Raw genomic sequence first — 25484 nt, forward strand, 5'->3', positions numbered from 1 at the left:
TCGCGTCCACCGAGGCCGCCACAGGGTCTGAGCGGGGTTCTCGTGGCGACCACGCCGGTGCAGCGCGTGTTCGCGTGCTCGAGGTGCGGCGCGCGGAGTCGCTCAGGTCCTGCCGCCCGCACCGTCACGCGGACGATCCCGCTAGAGCGGGACTTCGACGAGGACGGTGGTTCCGCGGCCGGGTTGGGACTCGACGCGCAAGGACGCTTCGATGATGGCGCAGCGCTCGACGAGGGAGCTGAGGCCGAAGTGCTGCGCCCCGCCAGCGTCCGCGCTGCGCGCCTGGCGGCGTTCCACCGGGTCGAAGCCCTTGCCGTCGTCGGTGCAGCCGAGCACGATCGAGCCGCCGACCCGGCGCAGCGAGAGCACGATGCGGTCCGCTTCGGCGTGCTTGACCGCGTTGGACACGGCTTCCTGCACGATCCGGTAGAGCGCCGCGGCCGCGTGGTCGGGGATGTCGTCGGTGGCCACCGAGGGATCCACCACGAGCTCGATCGACGGCCCGTCGTCCCGGGTGGCCATCTGCACCAGCGACTCCATCGCCGCCACCAGGCCGAGGTCGTCGAGGACCAGGCTGTGCAGGCCCGAGATGGCGGCCCGCGTCTGCGAATAGGCCATGTCGGCCAGCTCGCGCGCGCTCACCAGCTCGGCCCGCGCGCGCTCCAGCGCCTGCGCCCGCGCCGGATCGTCCGCGTCGTCGTGCGCGGCGAACTCGGAGACGGTCAGGTCGGCGGCGGAGAGGTGGAACGACATCGACGCCAACGCGGTGGTCACCCCGTCGTGCAAGTCGAACGCGATCCGGCGCCGCTCCGCCTCCTGCGCCGAGATGGCCTGCTTGACGAGCCGGTCGCGCTCGGTGCGGTGCCGGTTGACCGCCCGCCACAACTGCTCGGCGTGCACCCGCAGGCCCAGCACGGTCGCGAAGGACCGCGCGTGCGCGAGGTCGTCCTGCCCGAACGGCCGCTGCGGACTGCGGTGGACGGCCAGGACGCCCACCACTCCGGCCTCCTCGTCGAGCCCGCGCAGCGGCAGGCACATCCGCGCCACGGTCTGCTGATCCTCCAGCCCCAGCAGCTGGCGGTGCAGCGCGTTGCGGGGTGAGTCCGATCCGATCAGGAGCGGTTCTCCGGTGCGGGCAACCCGGCCCGTGACTCCGAAGCCGACCTGCAGCTTCAGGCAGCTCGCGGAGGGGTGCTCGGGCCACATCTCGGCGACGCTGAGGTCCTGGCCCTCGACGGCGTAGAGCAGCACGCCGTCGGCCTCGAACAGCCCTGCGAGCTCCGCGGCGCTGGGGACCGAGCTGCCGGGCCTCAACGGAACAGGCCCTCCCGCAACGCGACCGCGATGGCTCCGCTGCGGTCAGCGACGCCCAGCTTCCGGTAGAGGCCGCGGACGTGGGACTTCACGGTGTCCTCGCTGACCACGAGCTTGCTCGCGACCGCCCTGTTCGAATGGCCCGCGACCAGCAGTTCCAGCACTTCCGACTCGCGCTGGGTGAGGCCGAGGTGGGCACCGGACCAGAACTCCCCGGCGTGCAGCCGCGCGGCTGAGAGCGCCACCCGACCGGCCAGCGCGGGGTCGACGACGGTCTCGCCCTCGCGGACCCTCCGCAGGTGTCCGACCAGCTCCTGGCCGTCGATGCGCTTGAGGATGTAGCCGGAGGCACCGACCCGCAGGGCCTGGTAGAGGTAGTGCTCGTCGTCGTAGACGGTCAGCAGCACGACCTTGGTGTCCGGGTGCTCCGTGGTGATCTGGCGGCACAGGTCCAAACCGCTCTCCTTGCCGATGCGCACGTCGCACAGCACGACATCGGGCTTCTGCTCCACGACCACCGCGAGCGCCTCCGCAGCGGTCGTCACCTGCCCCGCGATCGACACCTCGTCGGGGAAGTGGCCGAGCATCGCACCGAGCCCGTGCAACACCATCTCGTGGTCGTCGACGAGCACCAAGCGCTGGGGTTCCGGGGACGACGCCGTCATGTGCCAAGCCTACGGCGGAGGAACGTCCAGGCACATCCGGAAGTCACCGGCCACCGCACGCCTGCGATCGCCGGTGACGGCTGCTCCGAGGAGGGCAGCGACCACGTGACCACCTCCTCCCGGTCGCCCGACCGGAGGTGCCCCCGGACCCGGACGTCGGGCCTCGCGCTGCTCCGGTCATCGGGCCTTGTCGCGACGTTCGAAGAGCCGCCAGAGCATCGGCGTGAAGATCAGCTGCATCGCCAGGTCCATCTTGCCGCCGGGGCAGACGATCGTGTTCGGCCGCGACATGAACGAGCCGTGCAGCATCGAGAGCAGGTAGGGGAAGTCGATCCCGCGCGGGTTGGCGAAGCGGATGACGAGCATGGACTCGTCCGGGGTCGGAATCGTCCTGGCGATGAACGGGTTCGAGGTGTCGACCACCGGAACTCGTTGGAAGTTCACGTGTGTCCGGGAGAACTGCGGGCACATGTAGTGCACGTAGTCGTGCATCCGCCGCAAGATGGTCTCGGTGACCGCCTCGGTCGTGTAGCCCCGCTTCGCCTTGTCCCGGTGCAACTTCTGGATCCACTCGAGGTTGACCACGGGAACGACGCCGATCAGCAGGTCGGCGTGCTGGGCGACGTCGACCTCCTCGGTGACCACCGCGCCGTGCAGCCCTTCGTAGAAGAGCAGGTCGGTGTCGGGCCGGATCGCCTCCCACGGGGTGAACGTGCCCGGTTCCTGGCCGTACCGAGCCGCTTCCGCCTCGTTGTGGAGGTACTTGCGCACCTTGCCGGTGCCGCTCCCGCCGTACTCGCGGAACAGCTCCTCCAACTCCTCGAAGAGGTTGGACTCGGGGCCGAAGTGGCTGAAGGTGTGGTCCCCCTCGGCGATCGCCCGTGCCATCTCACCCTTCATGGCCATCCGGTCGTAGCGGTGGAAGCTGTCGCCTTCGACGAAGGCGGCGTCGATCCCTTCCCGGCGGAAGATCTGCTCGAAGGTGCGCATCACCGAGGTGGTCCCGGCGCCGGAGGACCCGGTGATGGCGACGACTGGGTGCTTGACGGACATGGTTCCTCCAGCGGGTCAGACGGGGTGGAACAGGCCGCGCGCGCCGTACAGCGGGTTCCAGTTCCACGTCGGCTCGTTCGTGTCCTCGGTCGGCTCGGAGTGGTAGCGGATGATGCGTTCGACCTCCTCGCGTGAGCCGAAGACGAAGCCGACGCACTCGTCCAGGCCCTCCGGTTCCACTTCGAGGAGGCGTTCCACGCCCGTCGTGGCCAGACCACCTGCCTGCTCGATCAGGAATCCGATCGGGTTCGCCGCGCGGAGGAGCCGAAGACGGCCCGCCTCCTCGATGACCGCGTCTCCCGGCGTGTACATGAACACGCCGCCCCGCGTGAGGATCCGGTGGGCCTCGGCCACCAGCGAGGCCACCCACCGCATGGTGAAGTCCTTCTCACGCGGACCGCCGGAGCCTTGCAGGGCTTCGTCGATGTAGCGCTTGACCGCGGCGTCCCAGGAACGGCGGTGGGCGGTGTTGACCGCGTACTCTGAGGTCCCCTCCGGCACCTCGACGCCCCGGCGGGTCAGGAAGAACTCGCCGAGGTCCGGGTCGAGGGTGAAGGCCTGCACCCCTGCCCCGACGGTGAGCACGAGCACCGTCGACGGGCCGTAGAGCGCGTACCCGGCGGCCACCTGCTCCGTCCCCGGTTGCAGGAAGTCCTCGACGCGGGCGTCATCCCCGGGCTCTCGCGCCCTCAGGATCGAGAAGATGCTGCCCGCCGAGACGTTGACGTCGAGGTTCGGCGACCCGTCGAGCGGCTCGAACACCAACAGGTACTTGCCGCGCGGGAACTCGGCCGGGATCGTGTGGGGCTCAGCCGAAGCCAGGCCGGCGAGCTGGCCACCCCACTCGTTGGTGCGCCGGAAGATCTCGGTGGCGAGCAGCTCGCCCTGCCCGTCGACCGCCCCCGCGCTGCCGAGGACTCCCGTGAGCGTGCCGGAGGCGATCCGCTTCGAGATAGCCTTGCAGGCCAGCGCCACGTCGAGGACCAGCGAGTTGAGCTCACCGCTCGATCCGGGATGGCGCCGGCGTTCCTCGATGAGGTACTGGGTCAACGTCGAGCGCTCAGTCAGCATCTCACCACTCCTGACTCACGACACGGGCGTACCTCCAGCCCAGCAGCCAGGCCCGCGGCGGCCATCCACCCGAGGGGTGACCGGGAGGGTGGTTGCCGGAGGGACGGAAGTCCCCTTGACATCCCCGCAGCTCAGGAGCCACGCCGACGCCGCCACGCGCGCGTGGAGCGCGCGACGGCAGCGGCGGGAGCGGCGAGGACGGCTCCGGTTGTCAGGAGCGCGCCAGGTGCGGTGAACGTCCTGGTGGGACGAGCGTCAGAGCTCGGTGACAACTGGCGGCAACACGTTGCCGCGCCTCACGTGACGTCCGTAGCTTCTGCCGTCAACGGATCGCCTCGGGTCCCGTGCCCACGCACTCACGAAGGGGAGCGACGATGCTTCGACCCAGTGCCCACGCCTTGCGCGACCGCCGCCGCCTCGACGGGCTCTGGCGGTTCGCGGTCGACAGCGACGGTGTCGGCCGTGACCAGGAGTGGTGGCAGGCCCCCTTGCCCGGGCGCACGGAGATCGCCGTCCCCGCCAGCTACAACGACCTCTTCGCCGACGGCTCCGTGCGCGACCACGTCGGCGACGTGTGGTACCAGACCACGGTGCACGTGCCGGCGGCGTGGGAGGGGCAGCGGATCGTGCTGCGCTTCGACGCGGCAACCCACCGCGCGGTGGCGTGGGTGGGCGGAACGCAGGTGGTCGAGCACGAGGGCGGGTACACGCCCTTCGAGGCCGATGTCACCGATGTCGTGACCGTCGGAGCGGACAACCGCATCACGGTGGTCGTCGACAACCGGCTCTCCTGGGAATCCGTCCCGCCCGGCTACGTGGAGCAGACTCCGGCGGGCCCGAGGCAGCGTTACTACCACGACTTCTTCAACTACTCCGGCCTGCACCGATCGGTGTGGCTCCACACCACCCCGCCGGCCCACATCAGCGACATCACCGTGGTCACCGGCCTGGACGGAACCACCGGGACCGTGGACTACGAGATCGAGACCTCCGGCCCGGCCGAGGGACTCACCGCGCACGTGGTGCTGCGCGACGAGGACGGCCACGAGGTCGCCCGCGGTGAGGGCGCCTCGGGGACCTTGGTGGTGGACCAGGTGCACCCGTGGCGACCGGGTGAGGGCTACTTGCACCGGTTCGAGGCCGAACTGCACGACAGCACGGGTTCGCCCGTGGACGCCTACTCGCTCGACGTCGGGGTCCGCTCGGTCGAGGTGCGCGGCACCGAGTTCCTCATCAACGGCGAACCGTTCTACTTCACCGGTTTCGGCATGCACGAGGACCACTCGGTGCGCGGCAAGGGCCACGACAACGCCTCCATGGTCCACGACTTCGCGCTGCTGGACTGGATCGGCGCCAACTCTCTGCGGACGTCGCACTACCCGTACGCCGAAGAGGTGCTCGACCACGCCGACCGCCACGGCATCGTGGTCATCGACGAGACGGCCGCGGTGGGCATGAACCTCGGTCTGGCCGGCGGCATCGTGAACGCCGAGACGAAGCCGACCTTCTCCGCGAACACGATCGGTGAGGTGACGCAACACGCCCACCTGCAGGCGATCCGAGAGCTGGTGGCGCGCGACAAGAACCACCCCAGCGTGGTGCTCTGGAGCGTCGCCAACGAGCCGGAGTCGGACAGCGCAGGCTCGCGCGCGTACTTCGAGCCGCTGTTCACCGAGACTCGCCGGCTGGACCCCTCGCGGCCGGTCGGGTTCGTCAACGTCATGTTCGCGCCCGCCGACGCGTGCGTGGTTTCCGACCTGGCCGACGTGGTCATGGTCAACCGCTACTACGGCTGGTACGTCGACCCGGGTGATCTCGCGAACGCCGAGCGCGCGCTGGAAGACGAACTGACGGCGTGGGCCGACCGCCACGGGAAGCCGATCATCGTCACCGAGTACGGAGCCGACACCGTCGCGGGGTTGCACTCGGTCGTCCCGCAGCCGTGGACAGAGGAGTACCAGGTCGCGTTCCTGGACGTGTACCACCGCGTGTTCGACCGGATCCCGGCCGTGGTCGGTGAACAGGTCTGGAACTTCGCCGACTTCGCCACCGCGTCCGGTTTCGCCCGCGTGCAGGGGAACAAGAAGGGCGTGTTCACCCGGGAGCGCCACCCCAAGGCAGCCGCGTTCTCCTTGCGCGAGCGCTGGCGCGACGACGTCTGAACCTCCCGGTGACCCGCGATTCCTCAGTGAGGAGGAATTCCATGAAGCTCCGCTTCACCCAGCTCCTCGGGTACGGGGCCGGCGACATGGCCAACAACCTTGCCTTCTCGATGGCGTCGATGTTCCTGCTGCTGTACTACACCGATGTGGCGGGGATCCCGGCCGCGGCGGCGGGAACGGTCTTGCTGGTCGTGCGCGTGTGGGACGCGCTCGCCGACCTCGTCGCCGGTGGACTGGTCGACAAGACCTCGACCCGGTGGGGCAAGTTCCGCCCGTGGCTGCTGTTCGCGGCCCTGCCGCTGCTGCTGGTGAACGTGGCGACCTTCTCCGTCCCCGACTGGAGCTTGACCGGCAAGCTGGCGTACGCCGTGATCACCTACGCGGCGGTCGGCACGGCCTACAGCCTGGTCAACATCCCGTACGGTTCGCTGGCTGCGGCCATGACGCAAGACCCGGTCGAACGCTCGAAGTTGGCCAGTGCGCGGTCGATGGGCGCCGCCGCGACCATCCTCCTGCTGAGCATGGTCGTCTCGCCGCAGATCAAGCACTCCGCCGACCTGCAGCACTCGCTGCTGGTGACCACCCTCGCGGTGGTGGTGGTCGGAGGCGCGCTCTACCTGTTCGCCTTCGCCACCGCCCGTGAGACGGTCGAGCGCGACGTCCAGAAGGTCAGCGTGAAGGCGAGCCTGAACACGATCAGGCGCAACAAGCCGCTGATCCTGCTGTGCGTCAGCTCCCTGTTCTTCCTGACCGCGATGTTCTCCCTGCAGACGATCGGCGTCTACTACGCCCGCGACGTCCTGGGCAACGCGAACTACTACATCGTCATCACCGTGGCCCAGATGGGCCTGATGTTCCTGCTGGCGCCCTTGGCGCCGACCATCGTCCGCAGGTTCGGCAAGAAGAACGGCTACATCGCCTCGGGCGCGGTCATGATCGTCGGCTCGGTCGGCACCACAGTGGCCCCGGCTTCGCTCCCCTCGATCGCGCTGGGCTGCTTCATGCTCATCGGGGTCGGACTCGGCCTGGTGAACACCCTCATGTGGTCGCTGGAGGCCGACACCGTCGAGTACGGCGAGTGGTTGACCGGCGCACGCATGGAAGGAGCGACGTACGCGGTCTTCTCGTTCGTCCGCAAGCTCGGGCAAGCCTTCGGCGGCTCGGCCGCGGCCTACACGATCGGACTCGCCGGGTACGCAGGCGGCTCCCCGGTGCAGAGCGAAGCCGCGCTGTGGGGCATCCGGTCCGCGGCCGGCATCGTCCCCGCGGCCTGCGTGATCATCGCGATCGCGATCATGCTGGCCTACCCCCTCACCGAATCCCGGTTCCGCGAGATCACCGCCGAGGTCGCCGACCGTCGCTCACGCCCGGCGGAGGCCACCTCTCCGGGAGCCTGAGGCCCCGTCCGCAGAACCGCGAGGATCCGGCGCGTCCCCACTCTGGGCGGGTGCGCCGGACCCCGCCTGCGCGGGTGCGGTCGGGATCTCCTCCGCACCACGCCCGTCCACCCCAGCGGCAGGCCCGGATCGACTTCACACCACCGCTCACATGGCGCAACGTTGTTGCAGCAAAGACAACCCGGTCGCCGAGCCGGACTGGCGTTGTCTCTGTGAACTTCACGATTGCACTGGGTTGACACCCTCACAAGGCCTCCGTACGTTTCGTTGAGTGCAACACCGTTGCAGTGAGCGCGAGTGGCTTCCACGTCGTCCGATCACATCGCACGGGACTTGCAGCCACCGCGGGAACGCTCCACACGACAGCAACGCGAAGGGACGTGCTCGATGAACCTCGAACGGCTCAAGGAGATCCACAACGGTGAGCGAGTCCCACCGACGTTCTCCGATGCGGAGATGAACCGCAGGGTCACGGCGCTGCGCAAGCGCATGGCCGACGACGGCGTCGACGCCGTCGTGTTCACCAGCTACCACAACATCAACTACTACAGCGACTTCCTCTACACCGCCTTCGGCCGCAACTACGCGCTCGTGGTGACCGCGAACGAGCACGTCACCGTCTCCGCCAACATCGACGCCGGACAACCGTGGCGCCGCAGCTTCGGCGACAACATCGTCTACACCGACTGGCAGCGCGACAACTACCTGCACGCCATCAGCACCGTGCTGGCGCGCGCGGGCGTCTCCGCCGGCAGGCTCGGTGTGGAGGACGACCACATCCCTCCGGTGCTGCGCGCGCAGCTGGCCGACGCCCTCCCCTCGTTCAGCCTCGTCGACATCTCCGCGACGACCATGCGGCAGCGGATGGTCAAGTCCCCCGAGGAGATCGAGCTGATCAAGCACGGGGCCCGGATCGCCGACCTCGGCGGCGCTGCGGTCGTCGACGCGATCACCGAGGGGGTTCCGGAGTACGAAGTGGCCCTCGCCGGGACCCAGGCCATGGTCCGCGAGATCGCCCGCACCTTCCCGCACGCCGAACTCCGCGACACCTGGGTCTGGTTCCAGTCCGGCGTCAACACCGACGGCGCGCACAACTGGGCGACCAGCCGCCAGGTCCGCGACGGCGACATCCTGAGCCTGAACTGCTTCCCCATGATCGCCGGTTACTACACCGCACTGGAACGCACGCTGTTCTACGGCGAGCCGTCGGCCCAGCACCTGCGCTACTGGCAGGTCAACACCGCGGTGCACGAGCGCGGTCTCGAACTCATCCGTCCCGGCGCCGTGTGCGGCGAGATCGCCCAGGAGCTCAACACGATCTACGAGGCCGAAGGGCTGCTGGAGAACCGGACGTTCGGGTACGGCCACTCCTTCGGCGTGCTCTCCCACTACTACGGCCGCGAGGCCGGGCTCGAACTGCGGGAGGACATCACCACCGTCCTCGAGCCCGGCATGGTCGTGTCCATGGAACCGATGATCACCATCCCGGAGGGCCAGCCTGGAGCCGGGGGTTACCGGGAACATGACATCCTCGTGGTGACCGAGGACGGAGCCGAGAACATCACCGGGTTCCCCTACGGCCCTGAGCACAACATCATCAACCGCTGAGCAGCCCTCGGTGCCGGTGCGGTGAGGGTCCCGCACCGGCACTGGCGGTATGGAGGAGCACCCGCATGACCGGCCGCGCCGATGAGGAGACCACCGCGAGCCCGCCGTCGGCCTTGCAGAACGGCATCAGCGTCCTGCGGGCCTTCTCGGTCGGCGAGCCCGCGCTGGGCGTCACCGAGATCTCCCGGCGGGTCCACCTCCACAAGAGCACGGTCTCGCGCATCCTCAACCAGCTGGAGCAGCTGGACCTGGTGGTCCGGGACCCGGAGAGCGGTCGCTTCCGGCTCGGCCTGGGGTTGATCGGGCTTGCCGGTCCGCTGCTGGCCAACCTGGACGTGCGCAGGATCGCCCACCCGGCGCTGGAAGAGCTGACCGCGCGCACCGGCGAGACCAGCGCCCTGGTGGTGTGGAGCGGGGATGAGTCCGTGTCGGTCGAGCAGGTGCCCAGTCCCAAGCAGGTCAAGCACACCACACCGATCGGCACTCGCTACGCGACCGCTGCGAGCGCGTCGGTGCAGGTCTTCCTCGCCGAGATGTCCACGTCGCACGTGCAGGACCTGCTCGAGCGGAAGCTGGTGACGAGCTCGCACGGCGACGAGCACACCGCCAAGCGCTACCTGGACCGGCTGGAGCAGGTCAGAGCTGACGGCTTCGCCGTCAACGCCGGGGAGACCTCCGTCGAAGAGGTCGGGATCAGCGCACCGGTCCGCGACCACCGCGGGCAGACGACCGCTGCGGTCCTGCTGTCCGCGCCCAGCTTCCGCGTGTCGGAGTCCTTGCGCACCCAACTGGCCCAGGTCGTCCGGGCCACTGCGGACGACATCTCCGAGCGGCTCGGCGCCCCCACGAGGTGACGGTGTCCCGGCCGGCAGGCCGGGACACCGCCGCTGTCACGCCGGACGCACCTCGGGCCGCTGGTGCACCCTGCCCGGGCCGCACACCTCCTCCGCGTGCGCGGCGATCTCCTGCAACGTCGTCACCCACATCCCGTCCAGTCCCTTGACGCGCTCGACGAGTTCCTCCAGCGCGTGGGTCTTGGCAGGGCGTCCGGAGAGGAACGGGTGGTTGGTGAGCACGAAACAACCGCCCTCGGCGTGCCGCGCCCGTGCCTCCAGCCACCACATCTCCAGCACCTTCAGCGGGCTCTCGATCACGCCGCTCCCCGTCCAGCCGGGGTAGAACGCGTACTGCTCCCAGTCGTCGAGCGCCCAGTCCACCGGAATCTCGATCAACGACGGCGTTCCCGGAGCGCTCGTCTCGATGCGGTAGGGCACGTCGTCGTCGAGCAAGCTCGAGTCGTAGGCGAACCCGCGCTCGGCGAGCAGCCGCGGCGTGTGCCAGTTGGTCTCCCACCACGGCGCCCGGTAGCCGACCGGGCGCACGCCGGCTGCCCGGTCCAGCGCTTCCAACCCGCGGTCGAGGAACTCAGCCTCGTCCTCAGCGCTGATCCCGCGCATGGGTTCGTGCAGGTAACCGTGGTGCGCGATCTCGTGGCCGTGGTCCACGATGGACTTGACGACGTCCGGGTAGCAGTCCGCGGTGAACCCGGGGACGAAGAAGGTCGCCCGCACCTCCTGCCGCTCCAGCATCCGCAGCAACCTGGGCACTCCGACGCGCGGCCCGTAGGACTGGTGCCCCATCAGCGACATCCGGTCGACCGCTGCGGGGTCGTTCACCAGGACGCACGATTCGGCATCCACGTCGAAGGTGAACGCACTCGCCGCACGACAGCCAGCAGGCCACGCGAACCCGGCACCGTCCTGTTCGGTCACCTCGCACTCCTCTCCTCGTCGAGTCCCGCTGCGGAGGCGTACCGCCTGCGGTGGACGCGCGACCCCAGAACCGCGTAGGTGCCACCGGCCACCAGGCCACCGACCAACCAGGACAGGTCAACCCCACCCAACGCTGTGGCCAAGGGACCTTGGAAGACGTCGACGACGCCGTGCATGAACAACCACGTCGCGACGATGCCCGCGGCGAACGCCACCAGGGCGGCCGGGTTGACGTCGGGGAGACGGGTCGTGCCGACCGGGTCGAACAACCGCTGCACTCCGGCGTCGTCGCGCTCGAGCCAGTAGAAGTGCACGAGCATGATCGCGCCCCACGCCGCCACCCAGGCGACGAGGGAGACCAGCCACGAGTCCAGCACGGTGGCGAAATCGCCCTGGTAGATGAAGAAGACCACGCACACCATCGCGAACACCCCGACCAGCACGCTCAACCCGCGTCGGGACAGGCGCAGGTCCAGCGCCTGCGCCGCCACGCCGAACGTGTAGATGTTGAGGATGTTGGTCGCGATCGGACCGTGCACCACCAGGAGCAACACCGGAACGGCGAGCGCGCCGTAGGAGCTCACGATCAGCTGCCCGGGATCCGCTTCACCGTTCTCGGTGGCCAGCGAGGCACCAAGGACACCCAGCCACACCACGGGGAGGAACTGCCCCAGGGCAGAGGCCACGTACAGCTTGCGCCGGGGGACCTGCCTGCTCACGAACCGGGAGTAGTCCGCAGCGTAGGTGAACCAGGTGATGCCCCAGCCGATGCCAATCGCCGTCATGACCGCGGACATCGCCGCGAACCGGTCCCACCCCTGCAGCAGTTGGCCCGGCGGCCCTGCGTACGACCAATCGATGTCGAGCTTCGTCCACGCCACGACGGACATCGCCACCAGCACGACGATCGTCGGCGGCACCGTCCACTTCTCGAAGCCGGCGATGGCCCGGTAACCGATCCAGGAGATCACCACCTGCACTGCCATGATCAGCGCGGCCACCAGGACCTTAGCGACGTGGTTGGGCGCCGCCGGATCGACCAGGCCGAGCTCGCCCAACAGCGCCATGACCAGGTCGAGGATGATCCAGGTGTTCACGGCGCACCACCCGACGGCCAAGCAGGCCTGGATCGCAGCGGGCACGTAGTTTCCCCGCCGCCCGAACGCGGCCCTGGACAACACCATCCCGGTAGCGCCGGTGCGCTGGCCCAGCAGCACGAACAAGCCGAACAGGGCCATGCCGACCAGGTTCCCGACCACCAGGACGAGGACCGCGTCGGCCAGCCCCAGGCCGAGCTTGATGCCCAGCGCGCCGAGGACCCAGTTGATGGGAGCGATGTTCGCGCCGGCCCAGATCCAGAACTGCCCGGACACCACGCGGGTGCGGGCCTCCTCCGGGATCGACTGCAGCTCCTGCTCGACGTCGTGGTGGTGCGCGTTGCTGCTCGCTGGGTCTGTCCTCATGGGCGCCTCCGCATAGCCATCCAGCCATACTTGTGGCGGATCAGCCGTGGAACAAGGTACGTTCTGTCAAACATGTCCTAGGATCGACTGGACGGAACGTCACATGTCCATCCCGCTCGCTGAGGTGCTGCGCCATCCGGCCCTCGAGCCCGCGGAGCCCGTGCTGCTCTCCGGCGACGACGCGCGGCCGGTCAGGTGGGTGCACTCCAGCGAGGTCGTCGAGTTGGCGCACCTGTTGCGCGGTGGCGAGCTCGTCCTCACCGCGGCGGTGGTCCTGACCGCCGCTTCGGACGAGCAGCAGCGCCGTTACGTCCAGGAACTCGTCGAGCGGGACGTCACGGCCGTCGCCGTGGAGCGCTCCCAGGACCTTCCCGCTGCACTGGTCGACGAAGCCAGGAAGCAGGACTTCGCGCTCGTGCAGTTGCGCCGGACCGTCCCGTTCGTCGAGATCACCGAGGCGATCAACAGCTTGCTCATCCACGCGTCGGTCTCCCGGCTGCGCTTGGCCGATTCCCTGTCCGACCACCTCTCGGAGCAACTGCTGGCGGGCGGTGACGTGCACGCTCTGGTGGGGAGCCTGGCCCACCAGCTGGAGGCGCGCGTGTCGGTGCGCGACCCGTCGGGGAGCGTCCTCGCCACTGCCGGAGCGGAGAGCCTCACCGAGTCCAGCGCCACCACGGCCGACCGCGAAGTGCCGGTCGCCGTGCACGGAGTCGTCGCCGCGACGCTGCGGATCGAGCCGCTCACCTCGACCGACCCCGACCTCCTGGACGCCGCGCTCGACCGCGCGCCACCGTCGCTGGCCCTGGCGTTGCAGCGGTCGCAGCTCGTCGGCCCGGACGAGGCGGCGGCCCACGCGTTCTTCGAAGCGTTGGAGCGGCCCGACACCACACCGGCCGCTTCCACCGACCTCGTCGAGACCACGTCGCTCGGCGGCGCGTGCGCGTACGTCGCCGTCGTGTCCACCGGTGAGCAGTTCGGGTTGGTCGAGCAGGCACTCCGCCACCGCGGGCGGCTGGCGTTGAGCCGCGCGCGGGGTGACGAACACCTCGCCGTCGTCGCCTTGCCCGGGAGTTCTCCCGAACAGGCGAGGCACCAGCTCGTCGAAGACGTCCTCGCCCACACCACGACGGGCGTGGTGGTGGTCGGACCGCTCTCCCGGGACCCGCACGGGATCCGGCACAGCCTCGCAGAAGCCCGTCGTTGTCTCCTCCTGCGCCACGAACCCTCGGAGCCGGTCATCGACGCCAGCGCAGTCGCCGTGGAGCGGCTCGTGCACCGGCTCGACGCCCACGACGTCCTGCAGGACTTCGTGGGCGAACAGCTCGGCGCGCTCCTGCGGGAGGACGACACCTCGCGGCGGCTCCTGGACACCCTCGTCGCCTACTTCGACTGCGACGCCAACCGCACCGCCACGGCGAACCGCCTCCACCTGCAGCGCCAGACCCTCTACCACCGGCTCGACCGGATCACCCGGGCGCTCGGCCGGGACATCACCGACGAGCGGACCGCACCGGCGCTGCAGGTCGCCGTGCGGCTGTGGCAAGCGATGGGTTCCTCAGGCGGATGAACTGCCGCTGCGGTGGTACCGGCGGCGTGAGCTGCGCCGGTTCCTCGCCGGTGGTGAGCTGTGCGGTGTCGCCGCTTTGCTGTGCCGTTCCTAACGCGACGGGCCGGTGGGGCGCGTGGGCAGGGCGTCCTCGACAGCGGCGACGAGTTCGTCGTCCGCCCCGAGCTCCTGGTCCAGCGCGAGGAGCAGCCGTCGCGTCGGACCCCGCGACCGGGCCAGCTCGACCAGTTCCGCTGCGCGGGGGTCCCGGACGTCGTCGTGGCGCAGGTGCGACTGCCACGCGGCGAGCACGGTCACGGCGGGTTCGGGCACCCGTCCCGCGGCGCGTTCCGCACGCAGCACCGGCAGCAGTCGAGCGGGGATCTTCTGCGAGCCGTCGCAGGCGATCTGCGCCAGGCGGTGTTCGATGCCTGGGGCAGCGAAGCGTTCGAGCAGGCGCCGTCGGTACTCGGCGAGCTCCCCCGGTTCGATCGCGATGTGCTGCGCCGCCACGTCCCACCACTGCTGCACGGTCGCGAGCAGCACGTCGTCGTCCACGGCCTCGCGGATGGTGCGGCGACCTCGGGCGAGCCCGGCGTGGGCGAGCAGGGTGTGCGCGCCGTTGAGGAACCACAGCTTGCGCTTCTGGTGGACGTCGACGTCGTCCACGAACCGCGCACCACGCTGCTCCCAACGCGGCCGCCCGGCAGGGAACTCCCCTGCGAGCACCCATTCCGCGAAAGGTTCGGTGACGACGGGCACCTCGTCGCGCAGTCCGGTGGCAGCCAGTGCGGTCGCCCGGTCCGCGCTGGTCGGGGCAGGGGTGATCCGGTCGACGACGGTGCTCACCACAGTCACGTGCTCGTCGAGCCATTCGGCGAACCGGTGCTCGTCCCGCGCCGCGGTGCGCAGCACGTCGCGCAGCACGCCGCCGTTGCCCGGCAGGTTGTCGCAGGGCACGAGGGTGAGGGGCGCGCCACCGGCGCGGTAGCGCTCCCGCAGCCCGGTGACCAGGCGCTGCATGGCCGAGTCCTGGCCCGGCACGGGTGCCGCGTAGCCCGCTTCGGTCACGGTCGTGGTGACCACCGCGACGTCGGGTGAAGCCAGGTCGGCCAGCCATCGTTCCTGCTCGGCGCCGGCGTGGGCGCGGCTGATCGAGCCGACGACCTCCGCCTTGGCCTCCTCCCCCGGCAGCAGGAGCGTGTAGGCCCCTTGCTGCTCGGTGAGCGCGCGCGGCAGTGCGGTGTTGCGGAACGTGTGCGCGGCGATGCCCCACTCGGGGTCGCACTCCGTGTACCAGGCCTGGTGGGAGCGGTGGAAGCTGCCCAGCCCGAGGTGCACCACGCGGACCGGGGCTGCCGGGCCCAGGCCGGCCGCGGCCCTGCTGATCCTGCGCGTCACAGCCCGAACGCCCGCTTCGGCAGTTGGTCGTTGAGGTCGCGCAGGACCGCTGCCGCGTCCTGCTCGCTGAGCACGTGCTCGGCGACCAGGCTCGCCAAGTAGCCGGCATCGACCCGTCGGGCCGTGTCGTGACGGGCCGGGATCGAGCAGAAACCCCTGGTGTCGTCGATGAAACCGGAGCCGCGGTGGAAACCGGCGGTTTCGGTGATCGCGTCGCGGAACCGGCGCATCGCCCGGGGCGCGTCGAGGAACCACCACGGGGCACCGAGGTACAGCGAGGGGTAGAAACCGGCCAGTGGGGCCAGTTCTCGGGAGAACGCTGTTTCATCGAGGGTGAACACGACCGCTTGGAAACGCGGGTGGGTGCCGAACCGCTCCAGCACCGGCCGCAACGCGCGGGTGAAGTCCACCCGCGTCGGGATGTCGTGCCCGGTGTCGGCGCCGAAGCGGGCGAAGGACGGCGCGTGGTGGTTGCGGAAGCTGCCGGTGTGCAGCGCCATCACCAGGCCGTCCTCACTGGACATCCGAGCGTTCTCCCCCAGCAGCTGCCGGGACAACGTCCGCGCGTCCTCCGGGGTGGCCGTGCCGGAGCGCACCGAGTCGAACAACCGGGCCGCTTCGGCCGGCGGCAGGAACACCATCTCGGGATCCGGGGCGCCGTGGTCGGTCGCCGTCGCACCGTGCTCCCGGAAGAAGTCGCGCCGGGCCTCCAACGCCCGGACGAGACCCTGGTAGCTCCCGGTGTCGACCCCGCTGGCCTCGGCGAGGACTTCGAGGGCTTTCGGCCACTCACCGCTGGTCGCGTCCAGGTAGCGATCTGGCCGGAAGGTCGGGACGACGCGGCCCGACCAGGTCGGGTCGGCCGCCAGAGCGCGGTGGTGGCGCAAGTCGTCGGCCGGGTCGTCGGTGGTGGCCAGAACCGCGAGGTTGAACGACTCGTACAGGGCGCGGGGCCGCAGCGCGGGCTCGGCGAGCTTCGCGACCAGCTCGTCGTAGAGCTCGTCGGCGTTCTCCGCCGACGGCTGCCACCGCACGCCGAGGACGTCGTGCAGTTCGGATTCGAGCCACTGCCGCGTGGCCGTGCCGAGGAAGTGGTGCCAGTGCGCGCAGAAGGTCCGCCACACCTCGCGGGGCTCGGCGACCGGTGCGCCCGCGCGATCCGGCAGCCCCAGCTCGTTGAGCGGCACCCCGTGCGCGTGCAGCAGCCGGGTGACGTAGTGGTCCGGCGTCACCAGCAACGACGCGGGGTCGGAAAAGGGCTGGTCCGCATCGAGGAGGGCCGCGTCGACGTGGCCGTGCGGACTGATCAGCGGGAGGTCCCGCACGCTGTCGTGGAGCCGCCGCGCGATGGCCCGCTGGGTCGGATCGCTCGGCAGCAAGCGCGCCGGGTGTGGGGCGAGCGGCGCGCGAGTCGAGCCTCGCTGCTCGGTGCTCGGTCCCGCCGTCGTTGTCGTGGCACCGTCCATGGACCCGCAGCCTGCTGGCCGGACACGTAGCTGACAACGAGTTGCCACCAGTTGCCGCCGAGCGTGCTCGACCGGTGATCCGGGGTCAGCTCAGGACGCGGGGGCCGGCCCGGTGGAGGCCCGGAGCACCACGTGCGCGTCCAAGGTGAGCGAGCCCGGCCCCTCGCCGTGGCCGGTCAACCGCGAGTGCAGGATGTCGACGGCGTACGAGCCGAGCTTGTCGGCCGGCCCCGCGATCGTCGTCAGACCCGGGACGGTGAGGTCAGCGCCGAAGATGTCGTCACAGCCGACGAGGCTGAGGTCGTCGGGCACCCGGATCCCCACGACCTGGAGGCGTTGCAGCACACCGATCGCGATGAGGTCGTTGTAGGCGATCGCCGCGGTCACCTTGCCCAGCACCAGCGCGTCCGCGGCCTCGTGCCCGCCCTGGCGGTGGGGCGCGTACGGGCCCAGGAACGACACCTCCAGGTCGAGCGAAGCCGCTTCCTCGCGCACCGCTTGCCAGCGCCGGCCGTTGATCCACGAGTTCCGCGGACCCGAGAGGTAGGCGATGCGGCGGTGCCCGAGCACCGCCAGGTGCCGCACGGCCTGACGCATCCCGGAGGCGGTGTCGATCACCAGGCTCGGCACGCCCTCGATCCTGCGGTTGACCATCACGAGCGGCCGGTGCCCGGCGATCTGCCGGACGGTCTCGTCCGACAGCCGCGAGGTCGCCAGGATCCCGCCGCTGGTGGTGGCCAGCAGTTGCCGCAGGTTGCTCGCCTCCACCTGGGCCGACTCATCGCTGTCGGCCAGCGCCAACGTGTAGTTGCGCTCGATCGCCCGGGCCTGCGCCGCCTTGATCACGGTCACGTAGTACGGGTTGGAGATGTCGCTGACCACGAGGGTCAGCACCCGGATGCGCCCGGGGGCTTCGGCCCGGGCCAGCGGGCGCGGTTCGTAGCCGACCTCGCGGGCGACCTGCTGCACCCGTTCCCGCGTGGCGGGGCTGACCCGGGCGGGGTTGCTGAACGTGCGCGACACCGTGGAGGCGGCCACGCCGCACTGCCGCGCCACGTCGTAGATCGTCGGTCGTGCCTGTTCCACTGCCCGCTCCTCGTCCTGGTGGCCCACGGCTGACAACACGTGGCAACGAGTTGCCACCCTAGTACGCCGTTCCTAGGTCGGGCGCAGGTCGAGGCACCTCGGCGGGCTCCCGGCTCCACGGGAGCGCGGACGCCGACGCCCTGCCGGACCCGTCCACGTTCAGAGCTGCTGGACGGAACGGTGCAGGACTGGTGAGCGGCACGACCCGACCGAGCGCACCCGACATCATCGTCGTGATGGGAGTGTCGGGGAGCGGGAAGACCACCTCGGCCCGAGCGCTGCACCGGTCAGGGCTTGGCGGCACAGCTGCACCGGCGCTACCTGGACGCCGACGACTTCCACCCACCGAGCAACATCGAGGAGATGCGCTTTGGGACACCGCTGTCCGACGCAGACCGCCGCCCCTGGGCTGGAACGCCTCCGCGCTGAACTCGACGCGGTGACCGCCCGCAGCGAATCGGCGGTGCTGGCCTGCTCAGCGCTCACGCGCACCTACCGCGACGCTCTGCGGCGCACCTGCGCTCCGGTGCTGTTCGCGCTGTTGGATGCCACCAAAGAGGCTCTGGCCCACCAGCTCTCGCGCCGCGAAGGGCACTTCGTCCCGGAAGAGCTGCTGGACCGCCAGCTCGCCGCCCTGCAACCACCGGACGAGGACGAACCGCACGTGGTCGTCCCGGTCTCCCAGCCGGTCGAGGCCCAGGTAGCGCTCGTCACCTCCTCGACCCCGCGGGCCTGCTCCGCCGAGGAGGTGCGCGAGGTCAGCCCGCGTAGCGGGGGTCCTTCGCCGGCCGGGCGGGGCCCCAGCTGATCTTCCCGCTGGCCCACCCCTCGGTCAGCGGTACCCACCAGAAGAAGGTCACCGCGCGTTCGGAGAACAGCCACGTCCCGTCGGTCCTCACCAAGGAATCGGTGTAGCGGCCGGCGGCGACGTGCGGCTCGCCGTCCACCACGCACGGTTGGTACAGCCACGTCTGCCCGCTGGCGACGTCGCATTCGACCGTCACCGTTTCGTTGGCGCTGAAGTGCCACCACGCGGCGAGCGGCCCGCCCTGCAGGCCGGCGAAGAAGGTGCGCAGCTCGCTCCGGCCCGCCGCGGTGGACAGCCCGACGAACCGCCCGTCCTCGGTGAACAGCTCGGCCAGCTCGTCCCAACGGCCGTCGTCGAGGTACTGGCAGTACCTCGCGCGCAGTTGCGCGATCTCGTGGACGTCTTCGAGCCGCCGGATCCGGGCTTCCAGGTCGCTCATGCGATGACCTCCTTCTCCTCCACGTCGGCCGAGGTCTCGTGCAGGTCGCGGCGGAACGATTCGCGGATCGTGAACACCGACGCGAAGGTGATCACCGCCATGGCGAGGACGTAGAGCGACACCGACCACGCCGCACCGGTCGCGGCGAGCAAGGCGGTCATCACGAACGGCGCCAGCCCGCCGGCGAAGATCGAGGCGAGCTGGAAGCCCAACGACGCACCGGTGTAGCGGACGTCCGCGGGGAACATCTCCGCGTACAGCGCGGCCTGCGGCCCGTACATCACGGCGTGGATCGTGAACCCCAGCACCAGGGACAGGAGGACGAGAGGAGCGGAACCGGTGTCGACCAACCAGAACATGGGGAAGGCGAACAGTCCCATGAGGACGGTCCCCACCAGGAAGAGCTTCCTGCGGCCCCACCGATCGCTCAGCGCCCCGAACAGCGGGATCGTGACGAGCTGGGTGCCGCCGGCGACCAGGACGTGCACCAGGACCTCGGTCTTGGACAGGCCCACGTAGGTCGTCCCGTAGTCGAGCATCCCGCTGATCAGGATGTAGAAGGTCCCGTTCACCACGAAGAAGGCCCCGGCTGCCTGGAGGATCTCCCGCCAGCAGGTCCGCACCGCATCGCGCAGCGGAGCTTTCGTGAGCCCTGCCTCCTGACCGGCCTGGAGCGATCGCTCCCGCATCTGCCGGAAGACCGGGGTGTCCTCGATCTTGAGCTGCACGTAGATCCCGATGACCACCAGTGCCAGCCCGAGCAGGAACGGGACGCGCCACCCCCAGCTCGCGAACTGCTCGTCGGGCAGCAGCGTGGTGAGCAGGAGGAAGGTGGCGTTCCCCGCGACCGCACCGAAGATGGCGCCGGTCTGGACCAGGCTCCCGTAGAAACCGCGCTTGTCCACTTCGGAGTGCTCGATCAGCAGCAGGGCGGCCCCGCCCCACTGCGCTCCCACCCCGAGCCCCTGCACGAGGCGGATCACCACGAGCAGGACCGGTGCCCAGACGCCGATCTGCGCGTAGGTGGGCAGGACACCGATGGCGAAGGTCGCCGCGCCCATCACGACCATGGCCCCGACCAGCGGTGGTTTGCGCCCGTACCGGTCGCCGACGTGCCCGGCGATCACACCCCCGAGCGGACGGGCGAAGAAGCCGACCGCCAACGTCGCGAACGAGGCGAGCGTGCCCGCCACGCCGCTGAACTCGGGGAAGAAGAGGTCTCCGAACACCAGCGCTGCGGCGGTGGAGTAGATGAGGAAGTCGTACCACTCCAGGCCGGTCGCCAGGACGGCGGCACCGGCCAGGCGCGCCATCTTCGGGTGAGCGTCGCGATCCACGTCCACGTAACCACCTCCGCCGCCCTGGGACGAACGATCGTTCATCAACGTAGACGTCGATCGCCCCCCTGACAAGGAACGAGACGGAGCCGATCAAGCGGACGACGCCCCACCGCTCGGGCGGTGTTCAGCCGGTCGGGTCGCGGTCCGGTCGAGCCTCCAGCAGAGCGAGCGCGTACCGGGCGTGCTGCTCGGCGAGGTGCTCCTTGGAGAGACGCCCCTGCTTGCTGTACCAGGTGGAGATCGCCGAGCACATCGAAACGATGTTGCGCGCCGCGCCGTCCGGGTAGGGCGTGGCGAACTCCCCTGCGGCGACACCGTCGGCGACGATCGCGCCGAAGATCGCCTGGGTCTTGTCCCGGGCCCGCACGACCTGGTTCCGGTCTTCTCCGTGCAGGTAGCGGATCTCGCTGATGGCGACCAGGGCCGCCGTCTGGTGGTCCACGACGAAACCCACGTAAGCCTTGACCGCCTCACGAAGCCGCGCCGCAGCGCTGGAGTCGGCATCGCGCACCGCAGCGCTCGTCCGGTTCAGCAACTCCGCGTTGGCGCGCTGGAGCAGCTCCGCCAGCAGGTGCGATTTCGACGGGAAGTAGTTGTAGAGGTTGGACAGGCTGGTCTCCGCACCGCGCGCGATGTCCCGCATCGAGGCGCCGTTGAAGCCCTTCTCCCCGAACGCGGCCAAGGCCGCGTTGAGGATCGCGGCCTCGTTGCCCCTGCTCGAACCGCTGATCAACGTAGCTGCCGGAGAACGATCGTTCATACAGGCAGGCTACACGCCTTGACTGGCTCAAGCGCGGATGCTTGTCTTGAGAAAGAACGTTCGTTCATGTGCCGCTGATGTCACCTGGGAGAACGCATGACCCATCGACCCGACAGGCCGGTCGGCGCTGTACCCGGCCCCCTCACGCCGGAACGGCTGGAGGTGCAGAAGCTCGCCCGCGAGTTCGCCATGAACGAGGTTCTCCCCCTGGCTGACGAACTCGACCCGGTGCACGGCGTGATCCCGGACCGGCTGCGCGACCAGATGGCCGAGATGGGCTTCTTCGGCATCCTCATCCCCGAGGCGCACGGTGGTCTGGGGTGGGGCGTCTTCGAGTACTGCCTGGTGGCCGAAGAGCTCGCCCGCGCGTGGCTGAGCGTCTCCGGTCTGCTCGCCCGCGGCAACGGGATGGGTGGCGGGTTCACCGAAGAGCAGCGGAACAGGCTGTTGCCCGCGGTCGCTCGTGGCGAGTACCTCGGTGCCTACGCCCTGTCCGAAGCCGAAGCCGGGTCCGACGTCGCCCACCTCTCCTGCCGCGCCCGCCGCGACGACGACGGGTGGGTCATCACCGGCACGAAGATGTGGTGCACCTACGCGGACCAGGCCGACTACCTGGTCCTGTTCGCCCGCACCGATCCGGCCGTGGATCCCGAGAAGCCGCACCGCGGCATCAGCGCCTTCCTCGTGGAGAAGGAACGGGGTTCCTTCCCCCCGGGCGTCACGGGCACGCCGGTGCGCAAGATCGGCTACCACGGTTGGCACACCTGGGAGCTGTCGTTCGACGAGCTCCTCGGACGAGCGTCATGACGGCCCGGCACTTCGAGGACTTCCGCGTCGGCCAGCACCACAAGAGCGGCCCGCGGGAAGTCACCGAGCGGGACCTCGCCGCCTTCACCGAGGTGGCCGGTTCCCGGGACGTCCTGCGCACCGACTCGCGGCCGGACCAGGCCCTCCCAGGACCGTTCGGCCTGGCGGCGTTCACCGGGATCCTGCACGAGCTCGCCGAGGACGAGGCGGTGGTCGCGCTGCTGGACACCCACTGGCACTACCTGGCGCCGATCCGGGTGGGCGACACGGTGAGGTTCGAGATGACGACCACGCGGTGCCGACGAACCGCGGAAGGCGACCGCGGTGTGGTGAACCGGCACGTCGCGTTGCTCAACCAACGCGACGAGCTCGTCCAAGAAGGCACCGCGGCGGTGCTCGTCCGAGCCCGGGACACCGACGGCACCTCCGACTCCGCCTCGCACGCGTTCGGCACCGTCGGGTGGGCGACCGCACTCGCGGAACGGCTCGGCGACGACGAGCGCTTCACCTCGGCGACGTCGAGCTGGGACGGCACCATCGGGCTCCGGTGCGGCGAGGACGAAGTGCACCTGCGCCTCTACCGCGGCCAGGTGATCGACGTGGCGCGTCGCTCGCCGCTCGGCGCGACGTTCTCGCTCGGGGCGGGTGAGCTGGTGTGGACCGAGCTGATCACAGGCCCGAGCAACGACCTCGTGCACCGCGCGATGCGCGGTCAGTTCGAGGTGTCCGGCAACGGGTACGAGTACCTCCGTCTCACGAAGGTGCTGCACCTGATCGTGGACAACGCGCGAGCGCTGGCGGCGGGAGCGGAACGATGATCGAAGCGCACTACGTGGAGGTCGGTGGATCGCTGTCCTACGTGGAGGTGGCCGGGGACGGCCCCGCGGTGCTGTGCGTCCACACGGCGGGCCAGAGCGGCGTCCAGTGGCGGCACACCACCGGTGACCTGGCCGCGCGAGGCCATCGCGTCGTCGTGCCTGACCTCCCCGGCCACGGCCGCTCCGAACCGGCGCCCGACGGGCCCGTCGACGACCTCGGCAGGTACGCGGAATGGCTGCGGAGGCTCATCAGCGCGCTCGACCTCGACCGCCCCTTCGTGGTGGGTTGCTCCATCGGCGGCAAGATCGCCCTCGACCTGGCGACCCGGTGGTCCGATGAGCTGTCGGGGGTCGTCGCGATGGCCGCCGAGGCGGGAACCGGCTCGGTGAGGGTCGCCGGCCTGCAGCGCGAGCTGGAAGACGTGGCCGCGGCGAGCCGCACCGACCGGACCTACCTCGGCACCCTCGCAGTGGTCGGCAGCGCGCTCCCGCCGGAACGCGCGGAGCTGATCGCGCAGATGCACCGCCGCGAAGACCCCGTCGTGTCCACTTCGGACCTGATCGGCTGGGGCACGCACGACGTCCGGGACCGCCTGGGCGCGATCACGTGTCCGACGCTGCTGGTCGCGGGTGAGGACGACCTGTGGGTGGACCCGGCGCGGGTGCGCGCCACCGCTGCGGACATCCCCCACGCCAGCTGCGTGGTGCTTCCCGGCATCGGTCACTACCCGATGGAGGAGATCGTGGGGTTCGCCGACGTGCTGCACGACTGGATCCGCGAGCTCCAACGCGCTTCCGGTCCTGGTGAGAGGGGGAAGGCGTGAACCTGCCGGAGATGCTCGACGAACTGGTGCGGCGTGATCCCGACGCGACCCTCGCGATCGACGCCCACCCGGAACGCCCGATCACGGTCCGCCGAGCCGAGCTGCGCGACCGCGTGCAGCGCTTGCGCACCGAGCTGGCCGACGCCGGACTCGGCCGCGGGGACTGCCTCGCCGTGTGGCTGCCGAACTGGTCCGACTCGCTGGTCTTCCAGTTCGCCGCGGCCTCGCTCGGTGCGCACGTCGTCGGCCTCAACACGCGGTACAACGTCGAGGAGGTCACGCACGTGCTCCAGCGGTCCCGGCCCGCGGTGCTGGCGATCGCCCACGACTTCCACGGCCTCGACCTCATCGCGACGTTGCGGGACGCGGTGCGGACTGCCGGCACGACCGCCCCGCCCCCTGCGGTGGTCGTCGTCCCCGGTCCCCACGGGCGCCCCTGCGAGGACCCGACCCACTACGACGTCGGAGCCGGTGCCTGGACGCCCTCCGATGCCGCCGCGCCGTCGCCAGGGGCGCACGAGCACGACGAACTCGCGGTCGCCTTCACCACGTCCGGGTCGACCGGGAAGCCGAAGCTGGCCGCGCACACCGCATCGGCGGTCGTCTCGCACGCCCGCGCCGACGCCGACGGGATGGGCATCCGGGACAGCGATGTGGTGTTGTGCGCGTTGCCGCTGTCCGGTGTCTTCGGGTTCAGCACGGCGATGGCCGGCCTCGCTGGCGGCGCTGCCTGCCTGCTGGAGCCGGTGTTCGACGAGGACGGCGTGGTGGCCGACATGGCGCGGTGGGGCGTGACGCACGTGGTCGCCGCCGACGACATGCTCACCCGCATCGCCGCGGCCTGGCGACGCCACGCGCTCGACCTCTCTCGCTGGCGATGGCTGGGGATCGCCGACTTCCTCGGCCGCTCGCACGAGGTCGCCGCGTGGGCGCGCGACGAGTTCGGGACCCTCACCTCCGGTGTGTACGGTTCCTCGGAAGTCTTCGCCCTGGCGTGCTTCTGGCCGGACGACGAGCCCGCCCCGCGCCGCTGGACCGGCGGCGGGCACCTGGTGTCAGGTGAGATGCAGGCCCGCACGGCCGACCCGGCGACCGACGAGGTGACCGCCCCGGGCGAGCAAGGCGAGCTTCATCTCCGCGGACCCAACGTCGTCGACGCCTACCTCGGCAGCCCGGAGGCGGCCGAGAGCTCCTTCACCGCGGACGGCTGGTTCAAGACGGGCGATCTCGCGGAGATCGACGAGGACGGCGCGATCCGGTACGTCTGCCGCATCGGCGACGTGCTCCGCTTGCGCGGGTTCCTCGTCGATCCAGCGGAGATCGAGCACCGGCTCGCGGCGCACCCCGCGGTGACCACCGCCAAGGTGGTCGGCGCGCGGGTGGGTGACGGGTCCACGCTCGCGGTCGGCTTCGTGGTGCTCGCGCCCGGAGAAGTCGCGACCGACCAGGACCTGAGGGACTGGTGCGCTGCAGCGCTGGCCCGCTTCAAGGTGCCCACAGCCGTCCACGTCCTCGACCGGATGCCGACGACGTCGGGAACCAACGGCACGAAGATCCGCGCCGCGACCCTGCGCGAATGGGCCCAGCAGTGGCACGCGGAGGTGGCGCGGTGAGGCGTCCTCCCAACACGCCCAGCACTGCACCTCCCCGGTCCCGCTGAACCTGGCGCACAGCGGTCGTC

General features: G+C 70.2%; 22 protein-coding genes. 10 read left to right on the top strand and 12 right to left on the bottom strand.

The window, feature by feature from the left end:
- Window positions 1-141: 141 nt before the first annotated feature.
- From EIL87_RS11785 to EIL87_RS11800, 4 genes are all read right to left on the bottom strand, one after another.
- Window positions 142-1314 (bottom strand): GAF domain-containing sensor histidine kinase, encoded by a 1173-nt coding sequence (locus tag EIL87_RS11785; protein WP_125090282.1) that lies wholly within the window; start codon window positions 1312-1314, stop codon window positions 142-144.
- Window positions 1311-1979 (bottom strand): response regulator, encoded by a 669-nt coding sequence (locus tag EIL87_RS11790; RefSeq protein WP_125090283.1) that lies wholly within the window; start codon window positions 1977-1979, stop codon window positions 1311-1313. Before EIL87_RS11790 ends, EIL87_RS11785 begins: the two co-directional genes overlap by 4 nt.
- Before the next feature lie 177 nt (window positions 1980-2156).
- Window positions 2157-3032, bottom strand: a complete 876-nt coding sequence (locus EIL87_RS11795; protein WP_125090284.1) for a phosphoribulokinase — start codon at window positions 3030-3032, stop codon at window positions 2157-2159.
- A gap of 15 nt (window positions 3033-3047) precedes the next feature.
- The gene (locus EIL87_RS11800) at window positions 3048-4103 is read right to left on the bottom strand and encodes a class 1 fructose-bisphosphatase (RefSeq protein ID WP_125090285.1); all 1056 of its coding nucleotides are present in this window, start codon (window positions 4101-4103) and stop codon (window positions 3048-3050) included.
- 374 nt (window positions 4104-4477) lie between these two features.
- Here EIL87_RS11800 and uidA point away from each other — a divergent pair, with 374 nt between their 5' ends.
- From uidA to EIL87_RS11820, 4 genes are all read left to right on the top strand, one after another.
- Window positions 4478-6265: a beta-glucuronidase gene (gene uidA / locus EIL87_RS11805; protein WP_125090286.1), complete on the top strand. Its 1788-nt coding sequence runs from the start codon at window positions 4478-4480 to the stop codon at window positions 6263-6265.
- A gap of 41 nt (window positions 6266-6306) precedes the next feature.
- A complete protein-coding gene (gene uidB / locus EIL87_RS11810; RefSeq protein ID WP_125090287.1) occupies window positions 6307-7662 on the top strand; it encodes a glucuronide transporter in 1356 nt (451 codons plus the stop codon).
- Window positions 7663-8049: 387 nt separating this feature from the next.
- Window positions 8050-9270 (top strand): M24 family metallopeptidase, encoded by a 1221-nt coding sequence (locus tag EIL87_RS11815; protein ID WP_125090288.1) that lies wholly within the window; start codon window positions 8050-8052, stop codon window positions 9268-9270.
- A 65-nt stretch (window positions 9271-9335) separates the two neighbouring features.
- On the top strand, window positions 9336-10124 hold the full coding sequence (locus EIL87_RS11820; protein ID WP_125090289.1) for an IclR family transcriptional regulator: 789 nt from the start codon (window positions 9336-9338) through the stop codon (window positions 10122-10124).
- Window positions 10125-10160: 36 nt separating this feature from the next.
- Here the strand turns inward: EIL87_RS11820 and EIL87_RS11825 are convergent, their stop codons facing one another.
- Both EIL87_RS11825 and EIL87_RS11830 read right to left on the bottom strand, forming a co-directional pair.
- The gene (locus tag EIL87_RS11825; RefSeq protein WP_125090290.1) at window positions 10161-11042 is read right to left on the bottom strand and encodes a polysaccharide deacetylase family protein; all 882 of its coding nucleotides are present in this window, start codon (window positions 11040-11042) and stop codon (window positions 10161-10163) included.
- Window positions 11039-12505, bottom strand: a complete 1467-nt coding sequence (locus EIL87_RS11830) for a purine-cytosine permease family protein (protein WP_125090291.1) — start codon at window positions 12503-12505, stop codon at window positions 11039-11041. The genes EIL87_RS11825 and EIL87_RS11830 overlap by 4 nt, the downstream gene beginning before the upstream one ends.
- Window positions 12506-12608: 103 nt before the next feature.
- On the opposite strand from EIL87_RS11830, the gene EIL87_RS11835 reads away from it, so the two are divergent.
- Window positions 12609-14075, top strand: coding sequence for a PucR family transcriptional regulator (locus EIL87_RS11835; protein WP_125090292.1), 1467 nt, complete (start codon window positions 12609-12611; stop codon window positions 14073-14075).
- 90 nt (window positions 14076-14165) lie between these two features.
- On the opposite strand, the gene EIL87_RS11840 is transcribed toward EIL87_RS11835, so the two are convergent.
- The 3 genes from EIL87_RS11840 to EIL87_RS11850 all read right to left on the bottom strand — a co-directional run bounded on the left by EIL87_RS11840 (window position 14166) and on the right by EIL87_RS11850 (window position 18007).
- Entirely contained in the window at window positions 14166-15455 is a 1290-nt protein-coding gene (locus EIL87_RS11840) for a mannitol dehydrogenase family protein (RefSeq protein WP_233576191.1), read from the bottom strand.
- Window positions 15452-16834, bottom strand: a complete 1383-nt coding sequence (uxaC, locus tag EIL87_RS11845; RefSeq protein ID WP_233576192.1) for a glucuronate isomerase — start codon at window positions 16832-16834, stop codon at window positions 15452-15454. The genes EIL87_RS11840 and uxaC overlap by 4 nt, the downstream gene beginning before the upstream one ends.
- 177 nt (window positions 16835-17011) lie before the next feature.
- Entirely contained in the window at window positions 17012-18007 is a 996-nt protein-coding gene (locus EIL87_RS11850; protein WP_125090294.1) for a LacI family DNA-binding transcriptional regulator, read from the bottom strand.
- A gap of 370 nt (window positions 18008-18377) precedes the next feature.
- Here EIL87_RS11850 and EIL87_RS11855 point away from each other — a divergent pair, with 370 nt between their 5' ends.
- A complete protein-coding gene (locus tag EIL87_RS11855; RefSeq protein ID WP_199740381.1) occupies window positions 18378-18815 on the top strand; it encodes a hypothetical protein in 438 nt (145 codons plus the stop codon).
- On the opposite strand, the gene EIL87_RS11860 is transcribed toward EIL87_RS11855, so the two are convergent.
- From EIL87_RS11860 to EIL87_RS11870, 3 genes are all read right to left on the bottom strand, one after another.
- On the bottom strand, window positions 18766-19254 hold the full coding sequence (locus EIL87_RS11860) for a nuclear transport factor 2 family protein (protein ID WP_125090295.1): 489 nt from the start codon (window positions 19252-19254) through the stop codon (window positions 18766-18768). The genes EIL87_RS11855 and EIL87_RS11860 overlap by 50 nt on opposite strands.
- Window positions 19251-20591, bottom strand: a complete 1341-nt coding sequence (locus tag EIL87_RS11865) for an MFS transporter (RefSeq protein WP_233576193.1) — start codon at window positions 20589-20591, stop codon at window positions 19251-19253. Before EIL87_RS11865 ends, EIL87_RS11860 begins: the two co-directional genes overlap by 4 nt.
- A 127-nt stretch (window positions 20592-20718) precedes the next feature.
- Window positions 20719-21354 carry a TetR/AcrR family transcriptional regulator gene (locus tag EIL87_RS11870; protein WP_125090297.1) on the bottom strand — a complete coding sequence of 212 codons (636 nt, stop codon included), beginning with the start codon at window positions 21352-21354 and terminating at the stop codon, window positions 20719-20721.
- Window positions 21355-21450: 96 nt separating this feature from the next.
- Here EIL87_RS11870 and EIL87_RS11875 point away from each other — a divergent pair, with 96 nt between their 5' ends.
- From EIL87_RS11875 to EIL87_RS11890, 4 genes are read left to right on the top strand one after another with little or no spacing between them, the layout of a single operon-like run.
- Window positions 21451-22161 carry an acyl-CoA dehydrogenase family protein gene (locus EIL87_RS11875; RefSeq protein WP_125090298.1) on the top strand — a complete coding sequence of 237 codons (711 nt, stop codon included), beginning with the start codon at window positions 21451-21453 and terminating at the stop codon, window positions 22159-22161.
- Complete coding sequence (locus EIL87_RS11880) at window positions 22158-22979, top strand: hotdog family protein (RefSeq protein ID WP_125090299.1); 822 nt, start codon at window positions 22158-22160, stop codon at window positions 22977-22979. The genes EIL87_RS11875 and EIL87_RS11880 overlap by 4 nt, the downstream gene beginning before the upstream one ends.
- On the top strand, window positions 22976-23803 hold the full coding sequence (locus EIL87_RS11885; protein ID WP_125090300.1) for an alpha/beta fold hydrolase: 828 nt from the start codon (window positions 22976-22978) through the stop codon (window positions 23801-23803). The genes EIL87_RS11880 and EIL87_RS11885 overlap by 4 nt, the downstream gene beginning before the upstream one ends.
- Window positions 23800-25416, top strand: a complete 1617-nt coding sequence (locus EIL87_RS11890; protein WP_199740382.1) for an AMP-binding protein — start codon at window positions 23800-23802, stop codon at window positions 25414-25416. The genes EIL87_RS11885 and EIL87_RS11890 overlap by 4 nt, the downstream gene beginning before the upstream one ends.
- Window positions 25417-25484: the final 68 nt, after the last annotated feature.

Source organism: Saccharopolyspora rhizosphaerae, assembly GCF_003931915.1.
Lineage (GTDB): Bacteria > Actinomycetota > Actinomycetes > Mycobacteriales > Pseudonocardiaceae > Saccharopolyspora > Saccharopolyspora rhizosphaerae.